The sequence below is a fragment of the Methylobacter sp. genome (assembly GCF_004322395.1).
Lineage (GTDB): Bacteria > Pseudomonadota > Gammaproteobacteria > Methylococcales > Methylomonadaceae > Methylobacter_A.
Genome location: NZ_SCTW01000045.1, coordinates 31,037 through 48,946, shown reverse-complemented (window position 1 = coordinate 48,946; position 17,910 = coordinate 31,037). Strand labels below are relative to the sequence as shown.

The 17,910-nt window shown below is 48.3% G+C and carries 14 protein-coding genes and 2 tRNA genes; 11 read left to right on the top strand and 5 right to left on the bottom strand.

Features of this window, described 5'->3' with window-relative positions; translation table 11 throughout:
- Positions 1-181, bottom strand: a 181-nt coding sequence (locus tag EPO18_RS06625; RefSeq protein WP_292432274.1) for a hypothetical protein, incomplete at its 3' end; no start/stop codon positions are given.
- Positions 182-256: 75 nt separating this feature from the next.
- On the opposite strand from EPO18_RS06625, the gene EPO18_RS06620 reads away from it, so the two are divergent.
- A complete protein-coding gene (locus EPO18_RS06620; protein WP_292432271.1) occupies positions 257-1,639 on the top strand; it encodes a carbohydrate porin in 1,383 nt (460 codons plus the stop codon).
- 12 nt (positions 1,640-1,651) lie between these two features.
- Here the strand turns inward: EPO18_RS06620 and EPO18_RS06615 are convergent, their stop codons facing one another.
- A complete protein-coding gene (locus tag EPO18_RS06615) occupies positions 1,652-2,899 on the bottom strand; it encodes an MgtC/SapB family protein (RefSeq protein ID WP_292432268.1) in 1,248 nt (415 codons plus the stop codon).
- A gap of 148 nt (positions 2,900-3,047) precedes the next feature.
- Positions 3,048-4,640 (bottom strand): RNA repair transcriptional activator RtcR, encoded by a 1,593-nt coding sequence (gene rtcR, locus EPO18_RS06610; protein ID WP_292432265.1) that lies wholly within the window; start codon positions 4,638-4,640, stop codon positions 3,048-3,050.
- A 602-nt stretch (positions 4,641-5,242) separates the two neighbouring features.
- Here rtcR and EPO18_RS06605 point away from each other — a divergent pair.
- The 4 genes from EPO18_RS06605 to EPO18_RS06590 all read left to right on the top strand — a co-directional run bounded on the left by EPO18_RS06605 (position 5,243) and on the right by EPO18_RS06590 (position 8,408).
- Positions 5,243-6,466, top strand: a complete 1,224-nt coding sequence (locus EPO18_RS06605; RefSeq protein ID WP_292432262.1) for an RtcB family protein — start codon at positions 5,243-5,245, stop codon at positions 6,464-6,466.
- Positions 6,467-6,838: 372 nt separating this feature from the next.
- A tRNA-Asn gene (locus EPO18_RS06600) sits at positions 6,839-6,910 on the top strand.
- Positions 6,910-6,983, top strand: a tRNA-Asn gene (locus EPO18_RS06595). The genes EPO18_RS06600 and EPO18_RS06595 overlap by 1 nt, the downstream gene beginning before the upstream one ends.
- Positions 6,984-7,241: 258 nt before the next feature.
- Positions 7,242-8,408, top strand: coding sequence for a slipin family protein (locus tag EPO18_RS06590; protein ID WP_292432260.1), 1,167 nt, complete (start codon positions 7,242-7,244; stop codon positions 8,406-8,408).
- Between the two features lie 406 nt (positions 8,409-8,814).
- Here EPO18_RS06590 and amrS read toward each other — a convergent pair whose 3' ends face one another.
- Positions 8,815-9,900: an AmmeMemoRadiSam system radical SAM enzyme gene (gene amrS / locus EPO18_RS06585; protein WP_292432257.1), complete on the bottom strand. Its 1,086-nt coding sequence runs from the start codon at positions 9,898-9,900 to the stop codon at positions 8,815-8,817.
- Positions 9,901-10,280: 380 nt separating this feature from the next.
- Between amrS and amrB the strand changes: the two genes are divergently transcribed.
- Positions 10,281-11,060, top strand: coding sequence for an AmmeMemoRadiSam system protein B (amrB, locus tag EPO18_RS06580; RefSeq protein ID WP_292432255.1), 780 nt, complete (start codon positions 10,281-10,283; stop codon positions 11,058-11,060).
- Positions 11,047-11,604: an AmmeMemoRadiSam system protein A gene (gene amrA / locus EPO18_RS06575; RefSeq protein ID WP_292432252.1), complete on the top strand. Its 558-nt coding sequence runs from the start codon at positions 11,047-11,049 to the stop codon at positions 11,602-11,604. The genes amrB and amrA overlap by 14 nt, the downstream gene beginning before the upstream one ends.
- Positions 11,605-12,207: 603 nt before the next feature.
- On the opposite strand, the gene radC is transcribed toward amrA, so the two are convergent.
- Positions 12,208-12,882, bottom strand: a complete 675-nt coding sequence (gene radC, locus EPO18_RS06570) for a RadC family protein (RefSeq protein WP_292432249.1) — start codon at positions 12,880-12,882, stop codon at positions 12,208-12,210.
- A gap of 58 nt (positions 12,883-12,940) precedes the next feature.
- On the opposite strand from radC, the gene coaBC reads away from it, so the two are divergent.
- The 4 genes from coaBC (at position 12,941) to EPO18_RS06550 (ending at position 17,847) form a co-directional block, all read left to right on the top strand.
- Complete coding sequence (gene coaBC / locus EPO18_RS06565; RefSeq protein ID WP_472850878.1) at positions 12,941-14,185, top strand: bifunctional phosphopantothenoylcysteine decarboxylase/phosphopantothenate--cysteine ligase CoaBC; 1,245 nt, start codon at positions 12,941-12,943, stop codon at positions 14,183-14,185.
- The gene (gene dut / locus EPO18_RS06560; RefSeq protein WP_292432246.1) at positions 14,157-14,621 is read left to right on the top strand and encodes a dUTP diphosphatase; all 465 of its coding nucleotides are present in this window, start codon (positions 14,157-14,159) and stop codon (positions 14,619-14,621) included. Before coaBC ends, dut begins: the two co-directional genes overlap by 29 nt.
- A 26-nt stretch (positions 14,622-14,647) precedes the next feature.
- Positions 14,648-17,314 (top strand): phosphomannomutase/phosphoglucomutase, encoded by a 2,667-nt coding sequence (locus EPO18_RS06555; protein WP_292432243.1) that lies wholly within the window; start codon positions 14,648-14,650, stop codon positions 17,312-17,314.
- A gap of 137 nt (positions 17,315-17,451) precedes the next feature.
- Positions 17,452-17,847: a hypothetical protein gene (locus EPO18_RS06550; protein WP_292432240.1), complete on the top strand. Its 396-nt coding sequence runs from the start codon at positions 17,452-17,454 to the stop codon at positions 17,845-17,847.
- Positions 17,848-17,910: the final 63 nt, after the last annotated feature.

The window sequence follows — 17,910 nt, the reverse complement described above, 5'->3', positions numbered from 1 at the left end:
AAAAGGCGACCCGGTTGCCGCTTTGTTCCTGTGCTCCTCGCTTTTGTCGAGGGTCAGCAGAAGGGGCTCCTGCCCCTCTGCTGACGTGCGGCCTCCCTGCCGCACCCCTCACGGGCTGTTTTCGACAAAAGCTCCGGTGCTCGGCGCGGCAAACGGGAGAAATATTATCTGTGCGTAACATCAGTTTTCTAATTTAATTTTTTCACAATCCCATAAAGCTGTTTCATTGAATGGATTTTAAAACAGGGCATTAACTATGCGTACGATCATTAAAATCGCATTATTGAGTTCAATAGCATTGAGTAATGCCGCTCAATGTGACGAGACCGCCGACGAGACAAATTTTTCCGGGGATCTTCTTTCGCGATCCAAACTAACCGGCGATTGGAGAGGCATTCGTAATGAGATGGCTGAAAAAGGTGTGACGCTGGATCTGGATGCTACCCAAGTGACCCAGCACGTTGCTTCCGGTGGTTATGATGGATCGCTGCTAAGTAAATCCCCCGGCAATCGCATCAGCGAATTGTTGCCGGGTATTAGCGAGACGGAAAGCGATGCAATGTTCAACATGCTGTTAAAGGTGGATACCGGCAAAGCAGGGCTTTGGCAAGGCGGTTTCCTGACGGTGCGCGGGGAGGGACGAGTCGGCGATTCGATTGGGATTCGGTCCGGCAGTCTCATGCCGACCAACGGCGATGCTATATCTCCAGCCGTGCCGAGGCATTCAAACCAAGACGTCCTGGCGCTCACTGAATTGACTTATGCCCAGTTTTTGTCGAAACAGTTCGGGGTGGCATTCGGCCTGATTAACGTCGCGGATGGAGACAAGAATGAATTTGCCGGATCGCTACGCTCCCGTTCCCATTTTATGAATATAGGGATGCGTGTTTCGCCGGTCATTGGCGCCGCAGCACCGTTGTTGACAACATTAGGAGCAACGGCAATTTTTCTGCCGAATAAAAATATTATCGGAACAGCGGGTTTTATTAATGCTGAAGAAACAGCGGGCTATAATCCCTTCGAACGGGACAAAGGAACGACTTTTATGACCGAATGGCAGGTCAGTCATACCCTTGCCGGTTTGCCCGGAAAGCAAACAGCAGGTTTCGTTTATGGCTTCGACCGGAAGAAGCTCGATTTCGGCACTGACCCCCGTTTGCAACTGGCGTCACTCTTAAGAACCGGGGAGGCCGTCAAGACCAACGCAGACACATGGGCTCTTTACTATAACGCCCATCAATATATTCAAGGCGATTCGAAGGGAGGATGGGGACCTTTCGTGCGTGCCGGGGTATCTGATGGTCATCCCAATCCTATCAAATGGAATTTCGCTTTCGGTATCGGCGGTGTCGGTGTGGGATCCTGGCGGCCCGATGACAATTGGGGATTAGGCGGCTATGCGCTGGGCGCAAGCAATGAACCCTTGATCAACCGGCTGGGGATCCATGACGAAACCGGTTTTGAAGCATTTTATAATGCCGCCCTGACACCTTGGCTGCATGTAACCGCTGACGTACAGTATATTGATTCGGCCTTGACCGGAGCGAACCTATTGGGTGCGGGCCCCCTACCGGCAGTGAACCTGCCCGGGCCGAAGGAGGCATGGGTAGTCGGTGTGAGAACGAACCTGAATTTTTGACGAAATCCTTAGCTACTGCGCGATCAATAAGCCTGCGACAACGGCTCCCACCAAAGCACCTCCGACTCTGAGCGCCAAGGCCCGACTGCCGATAACCCATGAAAAAATACTTTTAACGCCTGAATTAACGGATACTGCAATAAGAATTGCGTTGGCGGCGACACTGACGTCCAATCCATCATTGCTCATTTGCGATATCGAAAGAGTAATAGGATCAACATCCGCCAAACCGGAGGTTGCAGCTAGAAAATAGGCGCCCATATCGCCGAAATAAACTTTTAGCAGTTTGGATAGGAACATGATAACGACCAGAAATGCCCCGAACTTTAGCGCCATGCCTAATTGGAAAGGGTTTTCCAGTTTTATTTCTTCAATGTTTTGGAAGCCCCGCTCTCTTTGCCATAACAGATAAGCAACAAGGTAGGTAAAAATGGACATTATCAGCAAGGCAGGGAACAGTACCAGGAATAATGTCGGGTTCATAACCGAAGTTAACAGAAGAGTGCGTGCAAACATGGTAGCGCAGGCTGTTAAAATACCGGCAGCCAGCACATTTTCCATGTGTGGACACTGCGTTGATAACTTCGATAGATTAAGAGTAACGGCTGTAGAAGATACCAGTCCTCCCAATGCGCCGGTCAAAACCGGTCCTTGCTGATTGCCGACAATCTTGATCGCAAAATAGCCCAGATAGGAAATACCGGCAATCAGTACAACCATCCACCAGATATGATAGGGATTAAAAGCGGCCCAAGGACCATAGTTCTGGTCCGGCAGTATCGGTAGCATGACGACCGATATCAACAACAATTTCAGCGTTGCATGCAATTCGTACTGCTCCAGTTTTTTCACCCAACCGTGGAGCAAGGGCTTAAAACCGAGCAATGCGGTAATCACCACGGCACTCGCGGCCGCAAGCGTAATGTGGCCGAAAACGGTTAGCGCACCCAACGTAAAGGTAATCAGCGATGCTATGGTGCCGGTGATGCTGAAGTCTTTAAATTCATCGAGGCTTTTGCTATAAGCAAGCAGCAAGATTGATGTCAGTCCCAGAAAAGCAAAGCCGATAAAATAAATATCTACCTGTTGAGCCAGAATGCCCGATAAACCTCCCAACAAGCTAATCATCCCGTAGGTACGCAGCCCGGCAACCCGCATACCTTCATTCAAGTCACGGGTACGCCAGCCACGCTCCAGGCCGATTAGCAAACCTATTGCTAATGCAATACCCAGAAGCTTGAAGTTTTCCAGCTCAATCATTTGTATAAGTCCGGAGCATTAGTAATAATCCTGTCAATTAGCGTTCAATGTTGGTTTTGTACAAGTAAAGCATAAAAAACAATGTAATAATTATCTTTCATGGTCGATTTTGACATTGTTTAGCTGTGCGTGGCATTGAACTAAACGGTTACGAACTTTTTACAATAGCCTGAAACTCCAAGCCAAACTTCTGCAAATATTGCTTAAGCCGGTGCGAGTCGTTGGCGCTGGCTTTTTGGGTGCGGCTATGATTGAACAAAACCCGTCCCGCTTCGGCTAAGCTGCGGCTGGCACGGCATACGCGCACTACTTCGGCAAGTTGCAAGCGGCCGAATAAATCCAGCTCTGCCAAGGCTTGCGCCGACAATACGCCGGCAAGTCCATCGTCAACCGGCGATTGTTGCCCGAAACCGGACCATGCGTACTGCAAGCGGCCGATTTCTTCGCTCACCAGTTCTTCGGTAATGCGCCCGCCGGTTGCCAAGGTTGCCATGCGGGTAATGCTGGAATTTAAATCCCGAAAATTCGCTCTCCATAGCGCCTGCGCTGAACGCGCAAATTTTAAATATTGCTCGCGTGCGGCTTTGTTAAAACTGACTTTATAGCCTGCCTTAGTGGTGAATTGTTGCAGCTCGTGTTCAATATTAGGTTCTAAATCTTCGATGCGCTGCTTTAGCGAGGGTAGTTGATAAGTCCATAAATTAATCCGAGCCAATAAATCTTCACGAAACTGCCCCTGCTGTACTTGCTCAAACAAGTCGCGGTTAGTCCCGGCTATCAATTGAAAATCGCTACCGACTTCCCGGTCACTGCCCAACGGCATAAACACTTTATCTTCAATGGCGCGCAACAGCATGGCTTGCTCGTCCAGACCCAATTCGCCGATTTCGTCTAAAAACAGCAAGCCTTTATCGGCTTCGCGCAATAAGCCCATGCGCTGATTCATCGCGCCGGTATAAGCGCCTCGCACATGGCCGAATAAAGCCGACATCGCGTTATCGCCGCGCAGGATCGCGCAATTGACTTCAACCAATTTCCCCGTTACCAGGCCGCGCTGTTTTTTCAGCTCGTAAATGCGTTTTGCCAAGCGCGATTTTCCCGCGCCTGTCGGGCCGGTTAATAACATCGGTGCCGACGATTTGATCGATACATGTTCCAGTTGGGAAATCAGATTATTAAATGCAGGATTGTGAGTCGCTATACCGCCTTTTAAATAAGCGATGCCGTCTTGGGCTTCACGGGCAAAGCGCGAGGCGATTTGATCGTAACGCGATAAATCCAGATCGATGACTTGATAACAACCTTGTACGCCTTCTTTGCTTGGCGAGGTTTGCAGCAACTTGGCCGGAATGTAGTTGGCTTCGGTCAACAGATACAAGCAGATTTGCGCGACATGAGTGCCGGTCGTGATGTGGACATAATAATCATGCTGCTCGGGATCGAAAGGATAGCTGCGGGTGAATTCGTGCAGCTGGCTGTAAACCTGTTCAAAGTCCCAAGGGTTTTCGTAATCGACTTGATACGACGTCAGCCGTATTTGCGGAGACAGGGCCGCCATGTCGTCGAGCGTCAACGTGGCGAGCTGTTGTTCTTCGCGGTGATAAATCAACACAAACTCATCGACGGGCAAGTTGTCGTGCATCAATAGCGAGATGCTGGGCCGCCAGCGTTCGTGCCGTCTGCTACCCAAACCGCCGTGATCCAGGCGAGATCCTAAAATGCCGATGATGACTGTATCCATTTTGATAATCCGGTATCTATATCGATAATAAAATTTACTTGGAGTTTAGCTTCTTGGGAGATGTAAATCTACTCTAGCTGAGCAATTTAAGCTCAATCCCTCATGATTAAAGGTGGTCCAGCCAATGGCATGCGATTTGGCACAGGCCTTGCTGTAAACAAATCGTTAGTAACTGATGTTACGGACAGATAGTTTTTATCCTGTTTGTTGCACTGCCTGGATGTAGAGCAAGGATGAGCTCAACTTGTGGCGCAGCGCGTGGGAACGAGCGGAAGGTTAGTGACAATAGCACGGATTGAATCCCGTATGCCGCGCCGAGTACCGGAGCTTTCGGCGGGAACAGCCCGTAGGGGCGCTGCATGGATGCAGCGCGTTGCCAGAGGGCCAGGGATGGCCCTTCTGGCAACCCCCGGTGAAAGCGAGGAACGCAGGAAGCAAGCGGCAACCGGGCCGCCTTTTCTTTGGTTACTTTCTTTTGGCGGAGCAAAAGAAAGTAACTCGCCCTCGGGGGCGAGACCCCGATTCAAATAACTGTCGCACTAGCGACTCCTTTGGCTAACTGCGTAACATCAGTTAGTAAACAAACTCAAGGAATCTCAACCATGACTAGTTCCTACGAAGTCTTACACCAACAAGGCCAACATCCTATTAAGGCATGGACACGCGGCGTAAGCTTTGATGAAAACTCCAGGCAACAATTGCTGAATATCGCCGGGCTGCCGTTTATTCACAAATGGATCGCGGTAATGCCCGATGTCCATTTGGGTAAAGGCGCGACGATCGGCAGCGTCATTCCTACCGTCGGCGCGGTGATTCCTGCTGCCGTTGGCGTGGATTTAGGCTGCGGCATGATGGCGACTAAAACCAGCTTAACCGCCGCGCATTTGCCCGATTCGTTGACCGCGTTACGAAGCGAGATTGAAAAACGGGTGCCGCATGGCCGCGTTGCCAATTTTAAAGGACGCGATACCGGGAGCTGGGGGCAAGCGCCTGAAGACGTTGTGCAGGCATGGCTGCCGCTAAGCGAGGGTTTTCAACGCTTGTGCGAAAAACACCCATGCTTGAAAAACACCAACAACCTGAATCACTTGGGTACCTTGGGAACAGGCAACCATTTTATCGAGATTTGCCTGGATGAGGCAGATGCGGTGTGGGTGATGCTGCATAGCGGTTCGCGCGGTGTCGGCAACCGGATCGGTACGCATTTTATCGAGCTGGCTAAAAAAGATATGGAACGCTGGTTTATCCATCTGCCCGATAAAGATTTGGCCTACATTCCCGAAGGCAGCGAGCATTTTAAAAACTATCTGGAAGCGGTGGGCTGGGCGCAGGATTTTGCGCTGGCTAATCGGGTAATCATGATGAACAACGTGTTAAGCGCAATGCGGGATGTGTTGCCGGTACCGTTTAGCGCTGAGCTGGAAGCGGTGAACTGCCATCACAACTATATCAGCCGCGAGCATCATTACGATAAAAACGTGCTGGTTACCCGGAAAGGCGCGGTCAGCGCCAAGCTGGGCGAGATGGGCATTATTCCTGGGAGCATGGGCGCCAAATCATTCATCGTGCGCGGCTTGGGCAACGAAGAAAGTTTTTGTAGTTGCAGCCACGGTGCAGGGCGGGTTATGTCGCGCACCCAAGCGAAAAAGCTGGTGTCTTTGGCCCAGCATATTCAAGCCACGGCAGGTGTGGAATGCCGTAAAGATGAAGCGGTGATTGATGAAACGCCTTCGGCCTACAAGCCTATTGATGCGGTCATGGCGGCGCAGGCGGATTTGGTTGAAATCGTGCATACCTTGAAACAAGTGGTTTGTGTTAAGGGATAAATCCAAAACATGCAGTTGAGCACACTAAAATCCCGTTCGCTCTGAGCCTATTGAAAGGGGTAGGGTTTAAGATTGCGAGCTCCTTCTCCCTCAGGGAGAAGGTTGGGATGAGGGGATAAAAACAAGCATTTTTCCTTGATTTTGATTTCCCCTCACCCAACCCTCTCCCGCTGGAGAGGGCTCAGTACGAACGGTTTCCACACGTTCCAATTGATTTTTTAGGATAAATATATTCGGCGTTGCCGCAAAGCATAGGCAACGCAAACAAGAATTTGACATACCAACAACACCAGCGGATCAGGTTCAGAACGCCTGACTGACGCAAACCTTGTAGGCAATCTGCGTATCGGTGTTGAGACGGTGTCAAATAACGCTGCCATAGCTCAGCCCGGTAGAGCAACCGAGATTATCGGTAGGTCGTTGGTTCGAATCCAACTGGCAGCTTCACTATAGCTCAATCTGGTAGAGCAACTGACTATTAATCAGTGTGTAGCCGGTTCGAATCCGGCTAGTGAAACTACCCTGCCAAGGTAGCTTGAAAAGCAAAGCCCGAAAGGGCATCAGATAGGGCCTCCCGATTGAAGGCGGCGGTTGCGTGTAGCAGATGCGGTTGGTCTGTCGTCACGTCACGGTCGCCGGACATCAGCACAGACAACGCCTTTGGGCCGGGTCTGACGGGTGCGCAAACAGCTGGCGTGGGTTTGCCCGCTCGCCATAAAGCTTGGAGCCGGTGGCTGTGCGGAGGCTTTATCACTTTAATTTTAAGGAGGTAACAATGCGTTTAATCAAAAAAATAATCATCGCGGAAACGCAAAAAGGTTTGTTGTTCAAAGAGCGGCAATTTTCAAAAATATTATCCGCCGGTGTCTATAGATTTTGGGATTGGTTCGATCAATACCACGTTCATATAGTCACCCTGACCAATACTTTACAGGAAGAGATTGACAAAGACTTGCTGCACTTGGCCCAATTACATCCGGATGCGTTCGCCGAGGTGCTGACGCAATGGGAAACAGGCGAGCAGGAAGTCGGTCTGGTTTATCAAAAAAATGTTCTAAAAGACATAAAAGCTCCCGGACAACGCGGCGCTTACTGGAAAACTCAGCAAGAGATACATGTAGATAAGCTGGACATCAGCCAGGACTTTACCGTACCCAAAAAATTGGCGGCCTTGTTGGCGAATGCCAAAGAAGATATGTTGCGGTGTGCCGCTTTGAGAGCGATAGTCGTAGCGACAGTGCCGGAAAATCACCTGGGTTTTTTGACGGTGGACGGAGAAACGGTCGCGACATTAAAGTCGGGCACGCATGTTTGGTGGAGGTTTAATCGCAATATCGCCGTGACGTTATTCGATGGCCGATTGCAAAACATGGAAGTCAATGGCCAGGAAATTTTGACTAAAGACCGCGTGAGTTTACGGGTGAATTTGTCGGCAACCTGGCAGATTAAACAAGCCGAAGTGGTTAAAGCCGAGTTGGCCGATGCCAAGGATTATTTGTACCGCGAATTGCAATTGGCGTTGCGAACCGTTGTCAGCACGCAAACGTTGGATGAGTTGTTGGCCGATAAAAACTCCTTGAACACGCAGGTGTTAGCGATTGTTTCTGAAAAAGCGGCCGTTTATGGCATTGAAGTAAAAACCGTCGGAGCGCGCGATATTGTCTTGCCCGGTGAAATGAAAGCGATATTGACCCAAGTGGTTGAGGCGCAAAAACTCGCCGAAGCGAATTTAATCAAGCGTCAGGAAGAAACCCAGGCCACGCGCTCTTTGCATAACACCGCGAAAGTCATGGAAGGCAACCCCGTGTTGTTGCGGTTAAAAGAGCTGGAGATATTGGAAAAAATCACCGGCCGGATCAATACGCTGAATGTTTACGGCGGCTTGGAGGGCGTGATGAATGATATGGTTCGCTTGACTGAGCGGAGCAAATCGCTTTATTGAGCGGAATAGGGCTTACGTATTGTCCACGAAAAGCACGAAAGACACGAAAAAATATCAGCTGTAGATTTGTCGCGGACAGCGTCATACCCGGCATTCATTCACATACTCCAAGATAAGCCATCGTCTACGCTTAGGACAGGCTCCGTTCGAAACGTCCCGCCTGTTCGGAACGTTGCCGGTTAGACCTTCCAGGTTTTTAAAACCTGGAAGGTCTGCCTATCGGCACGTTTCTCACCTAACGCCAGGTCAGGGACTTTCGAAATGACGACAGCCCGCAGAGACTTGTGTATAACGATGAGTGCCGGAGTGTGGGAACGAGGTATTTTAAATATTTTCGTGTCTTTCGTGGACGACACTTTTTATCATGCGCATGCGTAACATCAGTAACTAATTGAGCTTCATTTCATCATCCCATAGCAACCGCTTTTCGTTTAGCTCCCCAGTTCCCCGGTTTTGGAGCGAATACCCCCGCACAATGTTCGCCGCAAAAGCGGCAATTCCCTGACGCGTCCAGATTCCAGTCGGACAATTCATACCAATCTCGGCCTATCAGCAGCTTCTTGCAACTGTGGCAATAGGTGCTCTGTTCGGCTTTGTCATGCACATTGCCGACATAGGCATAACGTATCCCGTTTTTTAACGCGATCTGCCGGGCCAGCAATAACGATGAAAGCGGAGTGGAGGGCTTGTTGCGCATTTTCCAGTCCGGGTGAAACGCAGTAAAGTGCATCGGCACATCCGGCCCCAGATTCTCGATGACCCATTGGGTCATGGCTTCCAACTCTGCTTCCGAATCGTTCTCGTCAGGAATGATCAGCGTGGTTAGCTCCAGCCAGACCGATGTTTCATGTTTGATATATTTAATCGTTTCCAATACCGGATCCAGATGCCCGCCGGCAATTTTGTAATAAAAATGCTCGGTAAAGGCTTTTAAATCAATATTGGCCGCATCCATATATTGATAAAACTCGGCTCTAGGCTCCGCGCAAACATAGCCTGCGGATACCGCGACCGATTTTATGCCCAGGTCCCGGCAGGCTTGGGCGGTATCGATCGCATATTCATGGAAAACCACCGGATCGTTATAGGTATAAGCGACGCTGTGGCAACCGTTATCTCGTGCCGCCTGTGCAATTGCATCGGGCGATGCCTTGCTCATCAGGGTGTCCATTTCCCGTGATTTGCTGATGTCCCAGTTCTGGCAAAAATTGCAGGCCAGGTTGCAGCCGGCGGTGCCGAAAGAAAATACCGAAGTGCCGGGTAGAAAATGGTTCAGCGGTTTCTTTTCGATAGGGTCAATCGCAAAGCCGCTGGAACGTCCGTAACTGGTCATCACGATCTGATCGTCCAGATTCTGCCTGACAAAACACAGGCCGCGCTGGCCGGTGTGCAATTTACAAAACCTGGGGCAGAGGTCGCATTGTATGCGGCCGTCTTTCAGGACATGCCAGTAGCGGGTTTTTACGGTGTCTTTGCTAATAAATTCAGTCATCATCATTCTCCCGATTTCACTGATTAATCGCCGATTTGCTCATGCAACAACAGGGCAAATTATCGATATTGCGATTAAGATGTTCATTTTCTAGCATGACTTATCGACAGAATAAAATAAATGATTTTCGTACATGTAAGTAATGATACGTATGGCTATCGGATGGCGTTGACTCTATTATTTCGGGCCATTGAAAAAGGCGTTTTGTACCAGAATGATTTATTAATAACCCGGTAACAATTAAGTGTTACTATCTTACGGTCTGAGACATCAGAGCCGCCATCAGAGTTTTTCCGAAAATGACTTATCCCGCAGAAGTTATCTCTAATCCGTTGCTCTGTTCCATACAGTTGTACGGATTAAATAACAGGACATGCTAAATGACTAGACAACCCGCTGTAGCAGGTTCTTTTTACCCTGCAAATCCAGAGCAGCTCCATCTGATGCTGGATCGGTTTTTGAATGCTGCTGAAATCCATCAAAAAATCCCCAAAGCTATGATTGTGCCTCATGCCGGTTATATTTATTCCGGCCCGATCGCGGCAAGCGCTTATGCAAGCTTAAAAAATGCTCATGATAAAATAACCCGTGTCGTGCTGATCGGTCCTTCGCACCGGGTTGCTTTCAGGGGTTTGGCGGTGAGCAGATCAGAAACATTCACCACGCCTTTGGGTAAGGTTCTGGTAGATCAGTCGGCAGTGCAGGCTATAGTGAAACTGCCTTTTGTCGAATACATTGAGCAAGCTCATACCTATGAGCATAGTCTGGAAGTGCATCTGCCTTTTTTACAGGAAGTGCTGGATAACTTTAAAATCGTACCCATCGTTGCAGGCGAAGCGTCGCCGGAGCAAGTCAGCCAAGTGCTTGAGGCGCTATGGGGCGGCGATGAAACACTGGTTGTAATCAGCTCGGACCTGAGCCATTACCATGATTATGCAACGGCTCAGCAGATGGATAAAGCGACCAGCCAGAGTATAGAACAACTGCAATATGAGCAGCTCGGCTTTGAGTCGGCTTGCGGTAAAGTGCCGGTCAGCGGGTTGCTGAAATTGGCCAGGAAAAAAATGTTATCAATTAAAACTGTCGATCTGCGTAATTCCGGGGATACGGCGGGCGATAAAAGCCGTGTGGTAGGTTACGGTGCTTATGTCATTGAATGAAATAAATCAGCAACGCTTAATAACTTTGGCGAAAGACTCCATTTGGCACGGACTGCAAACAGGTCGGCCGATAAAAGTCGACTTGGATGATTATCCGGCAGAATTGACCGAATTGCGTGCCACCTTTACTACCTTACAAATAAATCAGCAATTGCGCGGTTGTATCGGCATGTTAGAGCCGATCAGACCGCTTGCCCACGATATTGCCGAGAATGCGTATTCGGCAGCGTTTAGAGATCCGAGGTTTCCACCGCTGGAAGCCTATGAGTTCGACGATTTGGATGTGCATTTGTCGATACTCACGCCCGCGAGTCCGGTAGTGTTTAGTTCGGAACAGGATTTACTATCCCAATTGCAGCCCGGCATTGACGGCTTGATTTTGGAAGAAGGGCATCGGCGCGGCACGTTTTTACCGTCGGTATGGGAGTCATTGCCGGAGCCGGAACAGTTTTTGAGGCAGTTAAAGCGAAAAGCCGGGTTATTGCCTGATTACTGGTCTCCAAATATTCGAATTCTTCGCTATCAGACTGAAATAATCAGTTGAGTAGCGCTTTTCGATAATAAAGACTTCAAGTCTATGGCTGCACCAGTCTTTGAAAAAATCAGAGACTGGTCAGCTACATTTATTAAAAAACTCACACGCCATGCGCTCGCTTGCCAATTAGCTGTCAAGGTCAATACAGTGTAAATAGGTCTTCCGGTTGAAGAATAGCACTACCATTAATGTGAGTTGAACAATAATATCAAATATCCATCCTATGCTTTTCATGGCGATATCCTCAAGGTGAATGTGTTAAATTTATGCTTGCAATCGTCAGTCATGTCAGCAACATTCTTGATTTCATTATCGGCTGACATTTTTATTATTAAAGGCGAATATCAGTTTCCTATTGTTCCGTACATCCTAAATAAAGCCATTTCAATAAAACTGAAGCAGCAAAAATTACATCTGTATTTCTCAAAATTAAGTTATTCAGACACTTTATTTGTCAGCATAAAAAATGCCATTTATTTAATTGCATTATCTAACAGCTGGTTAGAATTTTGGCGGATAAGGACGAGGAAAGCTTGGCGGAAATTGCGCACCGGTTATTCCTGAATGCCGGCAATACATAGCCGTCTGTAAACCGGTTAAATTTACTCCGTCTTACAATAGTCCATGCTCCGCGAACGAATAAGGCTGCCCGTCACCGATAATAAAATGATCCAGCACCCGTATATCAAACAAGGCCAATGTCTGCTTAAGTTTTTCGGTTATATGTTTATCAGCCTGACTGGGCTCGGAAATGCCGGACGGGTGATTATGGGCAAAAATGACCGCCGCCGCATTATGGCGTAGCGCCTGCTTGGCTACTTCTCTAGGGTAAACGCTTGCGCCGTCTATCGTCCCTTTGAATAATTCATCCAGTTGTATGACCCGGTGTTGGTTATCGAGGAATAAACAGGCAAATACTTCATAAGTGTAGCCTCTCAGTTGTGCGCTGAGATAAGAACGGGTAATTTCCGGACTAGTTAGCGCATTGCCGCGCTGCAAAGTTTCTTTAAAATGCCGCCGCGCCATTTCCAATACGGCCTGGAGCTGAACATAAGTGGCCTCGCCCAAGCCTTTACCACGGCAAAAGTGTTGCTGGTCGGAGCCTAATAAAGCGTTGAGGGAGCCAAAATCGGTGAGCAGCTCACGAGCCAGATCAACCGCTGATTTGCCTGGCGAACCGGTGCGCAAAAAAATAGCCAGCAGTTCTGCATCGGTTAATGCGGCTGAGCCGCGTTGCAATAGTTTTTCTCTAGGCCGATCTTCAGCCGACCAATTCTTAATGGACATAGACCTCTCCGTTAATACAATAGAAATTTAAGCATAGAAGAATTTCTTTATAATTGCCATAATACCGGCTTTGTTAAAGTTTCCGGGCATAATTATTAACAAGCATATTTTATTGGCCGTCAGCGGGGGAATTGCTGCGTATAAGTCGGCTGAACTGGTCAGGTTGTTGCGAAAACAAGGCGCTGAAGTGCGAGTGGTAATGACCCGCTCAGCCATGCAGTTTGTCAGCCCTCTGACTTTTCAGGCGCTGTCCGGCAATCCGGTGCATAGCGAATTGCTTGATGAGAATCAAGAGTATGCGATGGGGCATATCAATCTGGCGCGCTGGGCTGATGCATTGATTATTGCCCCGGCAACAGCCAATACGATTGCAAAATGCAGTCATGGTTTGGCTGACGACCTATTATCAACGCTGTATCTGGCTACAACCTGTCCCGTCTACGTTGCTCCGGCCATGAACCAAGCCATGTGGCATAAGGCTATTACTCAGGAAAATATTCAAAAACTTAAAAGACACGGCGTTACTATTATCGGCCCCGAAACGGGCGATCAGGCTTGCGGTGAAACCGGATTCGGCAGGATGTCGGAGCCTGACGAAATTTGCAGACGTTTAATGAGTGAGCCGGCCGCTCAGTGTTTAAAAGGGCTTAAGGTTTTAATCAGTGCCGGACCCACCCGCGAACCGCTGGATCCGGTACGCTACATCACCAATCGCAGTTCAGGAAAAATGGGCTATGCGCTTGCCAACGCCGCATTAAAAGCAGGCGCAAAAGTCACGTTGGTGAGCGGTCCGGTGGCGCTGGCCGCGCCTGATAACGCAGATATTATAAGCGTGGAAACAGCCGCGCAAATGCATGCGGCGGTTATATCCAAAGCCGCGGAATATGATATTTACATCGGTGCGGCCGCTGTTGCCGATTATAGTCCCGTGCAGATGGAACAAGAAAAAATAAAAAAACAGGCCGAACAATCCACGCTAACGCTGCAAAAAACCAGAGATATTCTGGCGGAAGTTGCACAACTCACTAAACGACCGTTCACGGTCGGCTTTGCCGCAGAAACCCATGATCTTGAACAACATGCCCAAGACAAATTGACGCGCAAGAATCTGGATATGATTGCCGCAAACTGGGTAGGACGCGATCAGGGAGGCTTTGATAGCGAGCAAAATGCATTGCAGGTTTTCTGGAAAAACGGCCAAAAAAGCTTGCCAATGACTGATAAAAATCACTTAGCCGAGCAACTAATCAGCTTAATCGCAGAGAGAATGGAACATGAAAGGTGCAACAAAAATACAGCTTAAAATTCTGGATAGCCGTTTAGGCAAAGACATTCCGTTACCTGAATATGCAACATCAGGTTCGGCGGGCTTGGATTTGCGCGCCTGCCTGGATGAGCCGGTCGAGTTAAAGCCGGGAGAAACACTATTAATTCCAACCGGTCTGGCTATCTATATTAATGACCATCAGTTAGCTGCCGTTTTATTGCCCAGATCCGGATTGGGTCATAAGCACGGCATTGTATTGGGCAACCTGGTCGGGCTGATCGATTCAGACTATCAGGGACAGGTTTTTATCTCCTGCTGGAACCGGGGGGATACCGCTTTTACAATTAACATCGGGGAGCGCATCGCACAAATGGTTTTTGTGCCGGTGGCGCAGGTGGAATTTGAACAAGTCGCCGAGTTTGATCAAAGTTTGCGCGGTTTCGGCGGCTTTGGTCATACAGGTCGTCATTAAGCTGTTTTTCTTTTAGGGGCATAAATATGGTTCGACTATTTTCTCTAGTGTCAGCGCTTGCTGTTTTAATGATTCTGACTGCCGGCGCCGGTGTTTATTTGATTAGCGCAGCTCAAATCGCGCAATCGAAGCAGGATTCAGCGGCGGCTGTTGCACAAAGCGTTGCATTAGGCATAAGCGCGCAAGTAAATCTGCTGACCAACATGCTGGAAAAAATGGCACAGGATCCCGAGGTATTGGCTGCGGTTACCAGTGGAGACGCAGCCCAATTAACCACGATGGCAGCAAAGCTTGAAAAACACTTACCCGATATATTGAAGGTCAGGCTGTTATTGCCTGGCATCAGCGAGCTTGATGACAAAAGCGTACCTAAAATGGGTTATGCCGATTTGGATATGGTCCGGGAAACATTTGCCAAAGCCCAACTGCCGGCAGTACAAGGCGATAATGGGCCTGACAGGCATTTGGCGATAACTCGCAGAATTATGCAAAACGATCAAGTAGTCGGGGTTATTCTTGCCAGCTTAAACTATGGTTTTATCAGCAAAACAGTACAAGCGGCGGGATTGAAAGACGGGCATCTTGAGTTGAAACAAGCAGAGCTGGTGCTAGGTTCTGCCGGCCAATCGGTCGACGCACAGCCTGGAGACGATGCGCAAAAAACAAACGTAGCCAACACCGGCTGGGAGTTGCATTACCGGCCTGCCGGTACAGCAAGTTTGGCTGACTTATCCATCATCTTAGGCATAATTTTGCTTTCAGCATCGCTGGCGATGTTGGGTTTTTTTATGGGATACCGGAAGCTTTCAAGTTTGCTGACTCAAGATATGGGCAGCGTGCTGAAAGCCTGTAAGGACATGTTGACTCATAAACTACAAGGCACTTACCCCGTTAAGTTAACTGAAATGAATACCGTTATTTCAACTTTGGCGCAGTTTAAGCGGGTTATGGACAATCAGGACGATGATATAGCTGTTGGCAATAATACTTTTGCTTTTGAAATGGATAGTTTTTTCGATGAATCTAACGATTATATGGATACACCAATAATGGAAGAAACAGCCAAATATCAGGATCATAAGTTCAAGACTGCAACGGTTGTAGATATGCAAACCGGAGGAAACCCTATTAATAAACCGGCCATTGCATTGAGTGAACCTGAAATAATTGAAAAAACGGTGCCGGACTCTTTTGATATGCCTCTTTCTGTCGACTACATGGATGTAGGAGGTACGACCCCAAGGACTGGGGAGGTAGAATTGCGTCGGGAACAGCAATCGAGAGCAATGCATGGAGCAATTGCCGAGAAAAAAACAGCCGATTCAGGCATTATTTTCAGGGCTTACGATATCCGGGGAATCGTCGGCAAAACGCTGACTAAAGAGGTGGTTTACGATATTGGCCGTGCATTGGGTACCCAGGCTAAAGAGCATGACTGTAGAACAGTGGTGGTCGGCCAAGATGGAAGAACCTCCAGCCCTGCCTTGGCGGACGCTCTTGCCAAAGGGATTATCGCAACCGGAGTCAATGTGCTGGATATCGGCATGGTGCCTACACCGGTGCTTTATTTTGTGGCACGGCACACCGAAGGACGGTCCGGCGTGATGATTACCGGTAGCCATAACCCTGCCGATTATAACGGGCTGAAAATGGTCATCAACGGCGAAACTCTGGCCGGCGAAAGAATCCGGCAGCTTAAAACCTGTATCGACAATCAGGCTTACGCAACGGGCACACCCGGCAGTATCGAACAGAACAGCCAATTCAGCAATGAATATATAGGTATTATTTCCGAGGATATACATATCGCCAGACCGATGAGTATTGTGCTGGATTGTGGTAATGGCGTTGCCGGAGAGCTGGGGCCAATGTTGCTGAAAACCCTGGGCTGTGAAGTGAGAGAGTTGTTCTGCGACATCGACGGCAGTTTCCCTAATCATCATCCGGATCCCAGCAATCCCAAAAACTTGACTGAATTAATTGCAACGGTCAAACATTACAAAGCCGACATTGGCATCGCTTTCGATGGCGATGGCGATCGTTTGGGCGTCGTCGACTCAAACGGCAAAATCATCTGGCCGGACAGGCAAATGATGCTGTTTGCCAAAGATGTGCTGGCTGCCAAACCCGGATCGGAAATTATTTACGATGTGAAATGTACCCGTCATCTTCCCGATCAGATCACAAAATACGGCGGCAGGCCGACCATGTGGAAAACCGGGCATTCACTGATGAAGGCAAAACTTAAAGAAACCGGCGCCAAACTGGCCGGTGAAATGAGCGGGCACATTTTCTTTAATGATCGTTGGTTCGGCTTTGATGACGCCTTGTATTCGGCTGCGCGTTTGATTGAAATACTGTCCAGAGACTCGCGTAGCAGCGCCGATGTATTTGCCGACTTTCCGGATAGCATTAATACGCCGGAATTAAATGTTACGCTGGAAGAAGGTGAAAACTTCACCTTTATAGATAGCATGTTTGCAGCAGCAAACTTTACCGACGGCAAAATCACCGATATAGACGGTATGCGTGTCGACTTCCCGAACGGCTGGGGATTGGTGCGAGCATCAAACACAACACCGTCACTGGTTATTCGTTTTGAGGCCGACACGGAAGCGGCAATGAGTAATATTCAGGAGCAATTCAGGCGGTTGATGAAAAAGGTCAAACCCGATATTGCCTTACCTTTTTAATAAACCTGCAAAATCGTATTGCCGGAGAAACCCTATAAAGATAAAGTTAAATACTGCCCAACTGAGTTTCTTGTACAATAGCATTGCTATAGTGAAACCGTAGTTTATATATCCAGTTTTTTAACCTAGGAAAAATGATGAAAAAAATAAAATTATTACTTGCATTATCTTTGTTGTTTGGATTGTCAAGCTTAGCTGTATTTGCCGATACCCTGAGTTCCGATAAGGATCTCATCGGTAGTTGGTTTTTGGAATATACAAAAAAATCGCCGGAAGATTCCGAAAAAAAGCCTATGGGCATGACCTGGGTGTTTAGCAACAATCAACTCACTCAAAAAGATATTCCTCAAGTCAGAGGAAACCCCTATGATGCACCGGCAGTTGACTATATTGTTGAAGACGGCAATTTAAAAGTCAGCATACTTGGCAGAGCGGGTAAATTCGATGTTTATTCATTAGTGGAAAAAACCGATACGGCTATGGTGCTTAAAGACAATAAGTACGGAACTTATATGTATTTTACTAAAAAATAAGCTCATCCATTCCTTGGCAAGATTTATGCGTTATAAACACAACTTTTAAGTCCGCAATTGCTC

Excerpts from the sequence above, each read along its gene's own strand:
- radC (WP_292432249.1), bottom strand. The coding sequence starts at position 12,882 with ATGTCCATTAAGAATTGGTCGGCTGAAGATCGGCCTAGAGAAAAACTA.
- EPO18_RS06615 (WP_292432268.1), bottom strand. The coding sequence starts at position 2,899 with ATGATTGAGCTGGAAAACTTCAAGCTTCTGGGTATTGCATTAGCAATA.
- EPO18_RS06590 (WP_292432260.1), top strand. The coding sequence starts at position 7,242 with ATGCGTTTAATCAAAAAAATAATCATCGCGGAAACGCAAAAAGGTTTG.
- amrB (WP_292432255.1), top strand. The coding sequence starts at position 10,281 with ATGACTAGACAACCCGCTGTAGCAGGTTCTTTTTACCCTGCAAATCCA.
- rtcR (WP_292432265.1), bottom strand. The coding sequence starts at position 4,640 with ATGGATACAGTCATCATCGGCATTTTAGGATCTCGCCTGGATCACGGC.
- EPO18_RS06620 (WP_292432271.1), top strand. The coding sequence starts at position 257 with ATGCGTACGATCATTAAAATCGCATTATTGAGTTCAATAGCATTGAGT.
- EPO18_RS06550 (WP_292432240.1), top strand. The coding sequence starts at position 17,452 with ATGAAAAAAATAAAATTATTACTTGCATTATCTTTGTTGTTTGGATTG.
- EPO18_RS06555 (WP_292432243.1), top strand. The coding sequence starts at position 14,648 with ATGGTTCGACTATTTTCTCTAGTGTCAGCGCTTGCTGTTTTAATGATT.
- amrS (WP_292432257.1), bottom strand. The coding sequence starts at position 9,900 with ATGACTGAATTTATTAGCAAAGACACCGTAAAAACCCGCTACTGGCAT.
- dut (WP_292432246.1), top strand. The coding sequence starts at position 14,157 with ATGAAAGGTGCAACAAAAATACAGCTTAAAATTCTGGATAGCCGTTTA.
- amrA (WP_292432252.1), top strand. The coding sequence starts at position 11,047 with ATGTCATTGAATGAAATAAATCAGCAACGCTTAATAACTTTGGCGAAA.
- EPO18_RS06605 (WP_292432262.1), top strand. The coding sequence starts at position 5,243 with ATGACTAGTTCCTACGAAGTCTTACACCAACAAGGCCAACATCCTATT.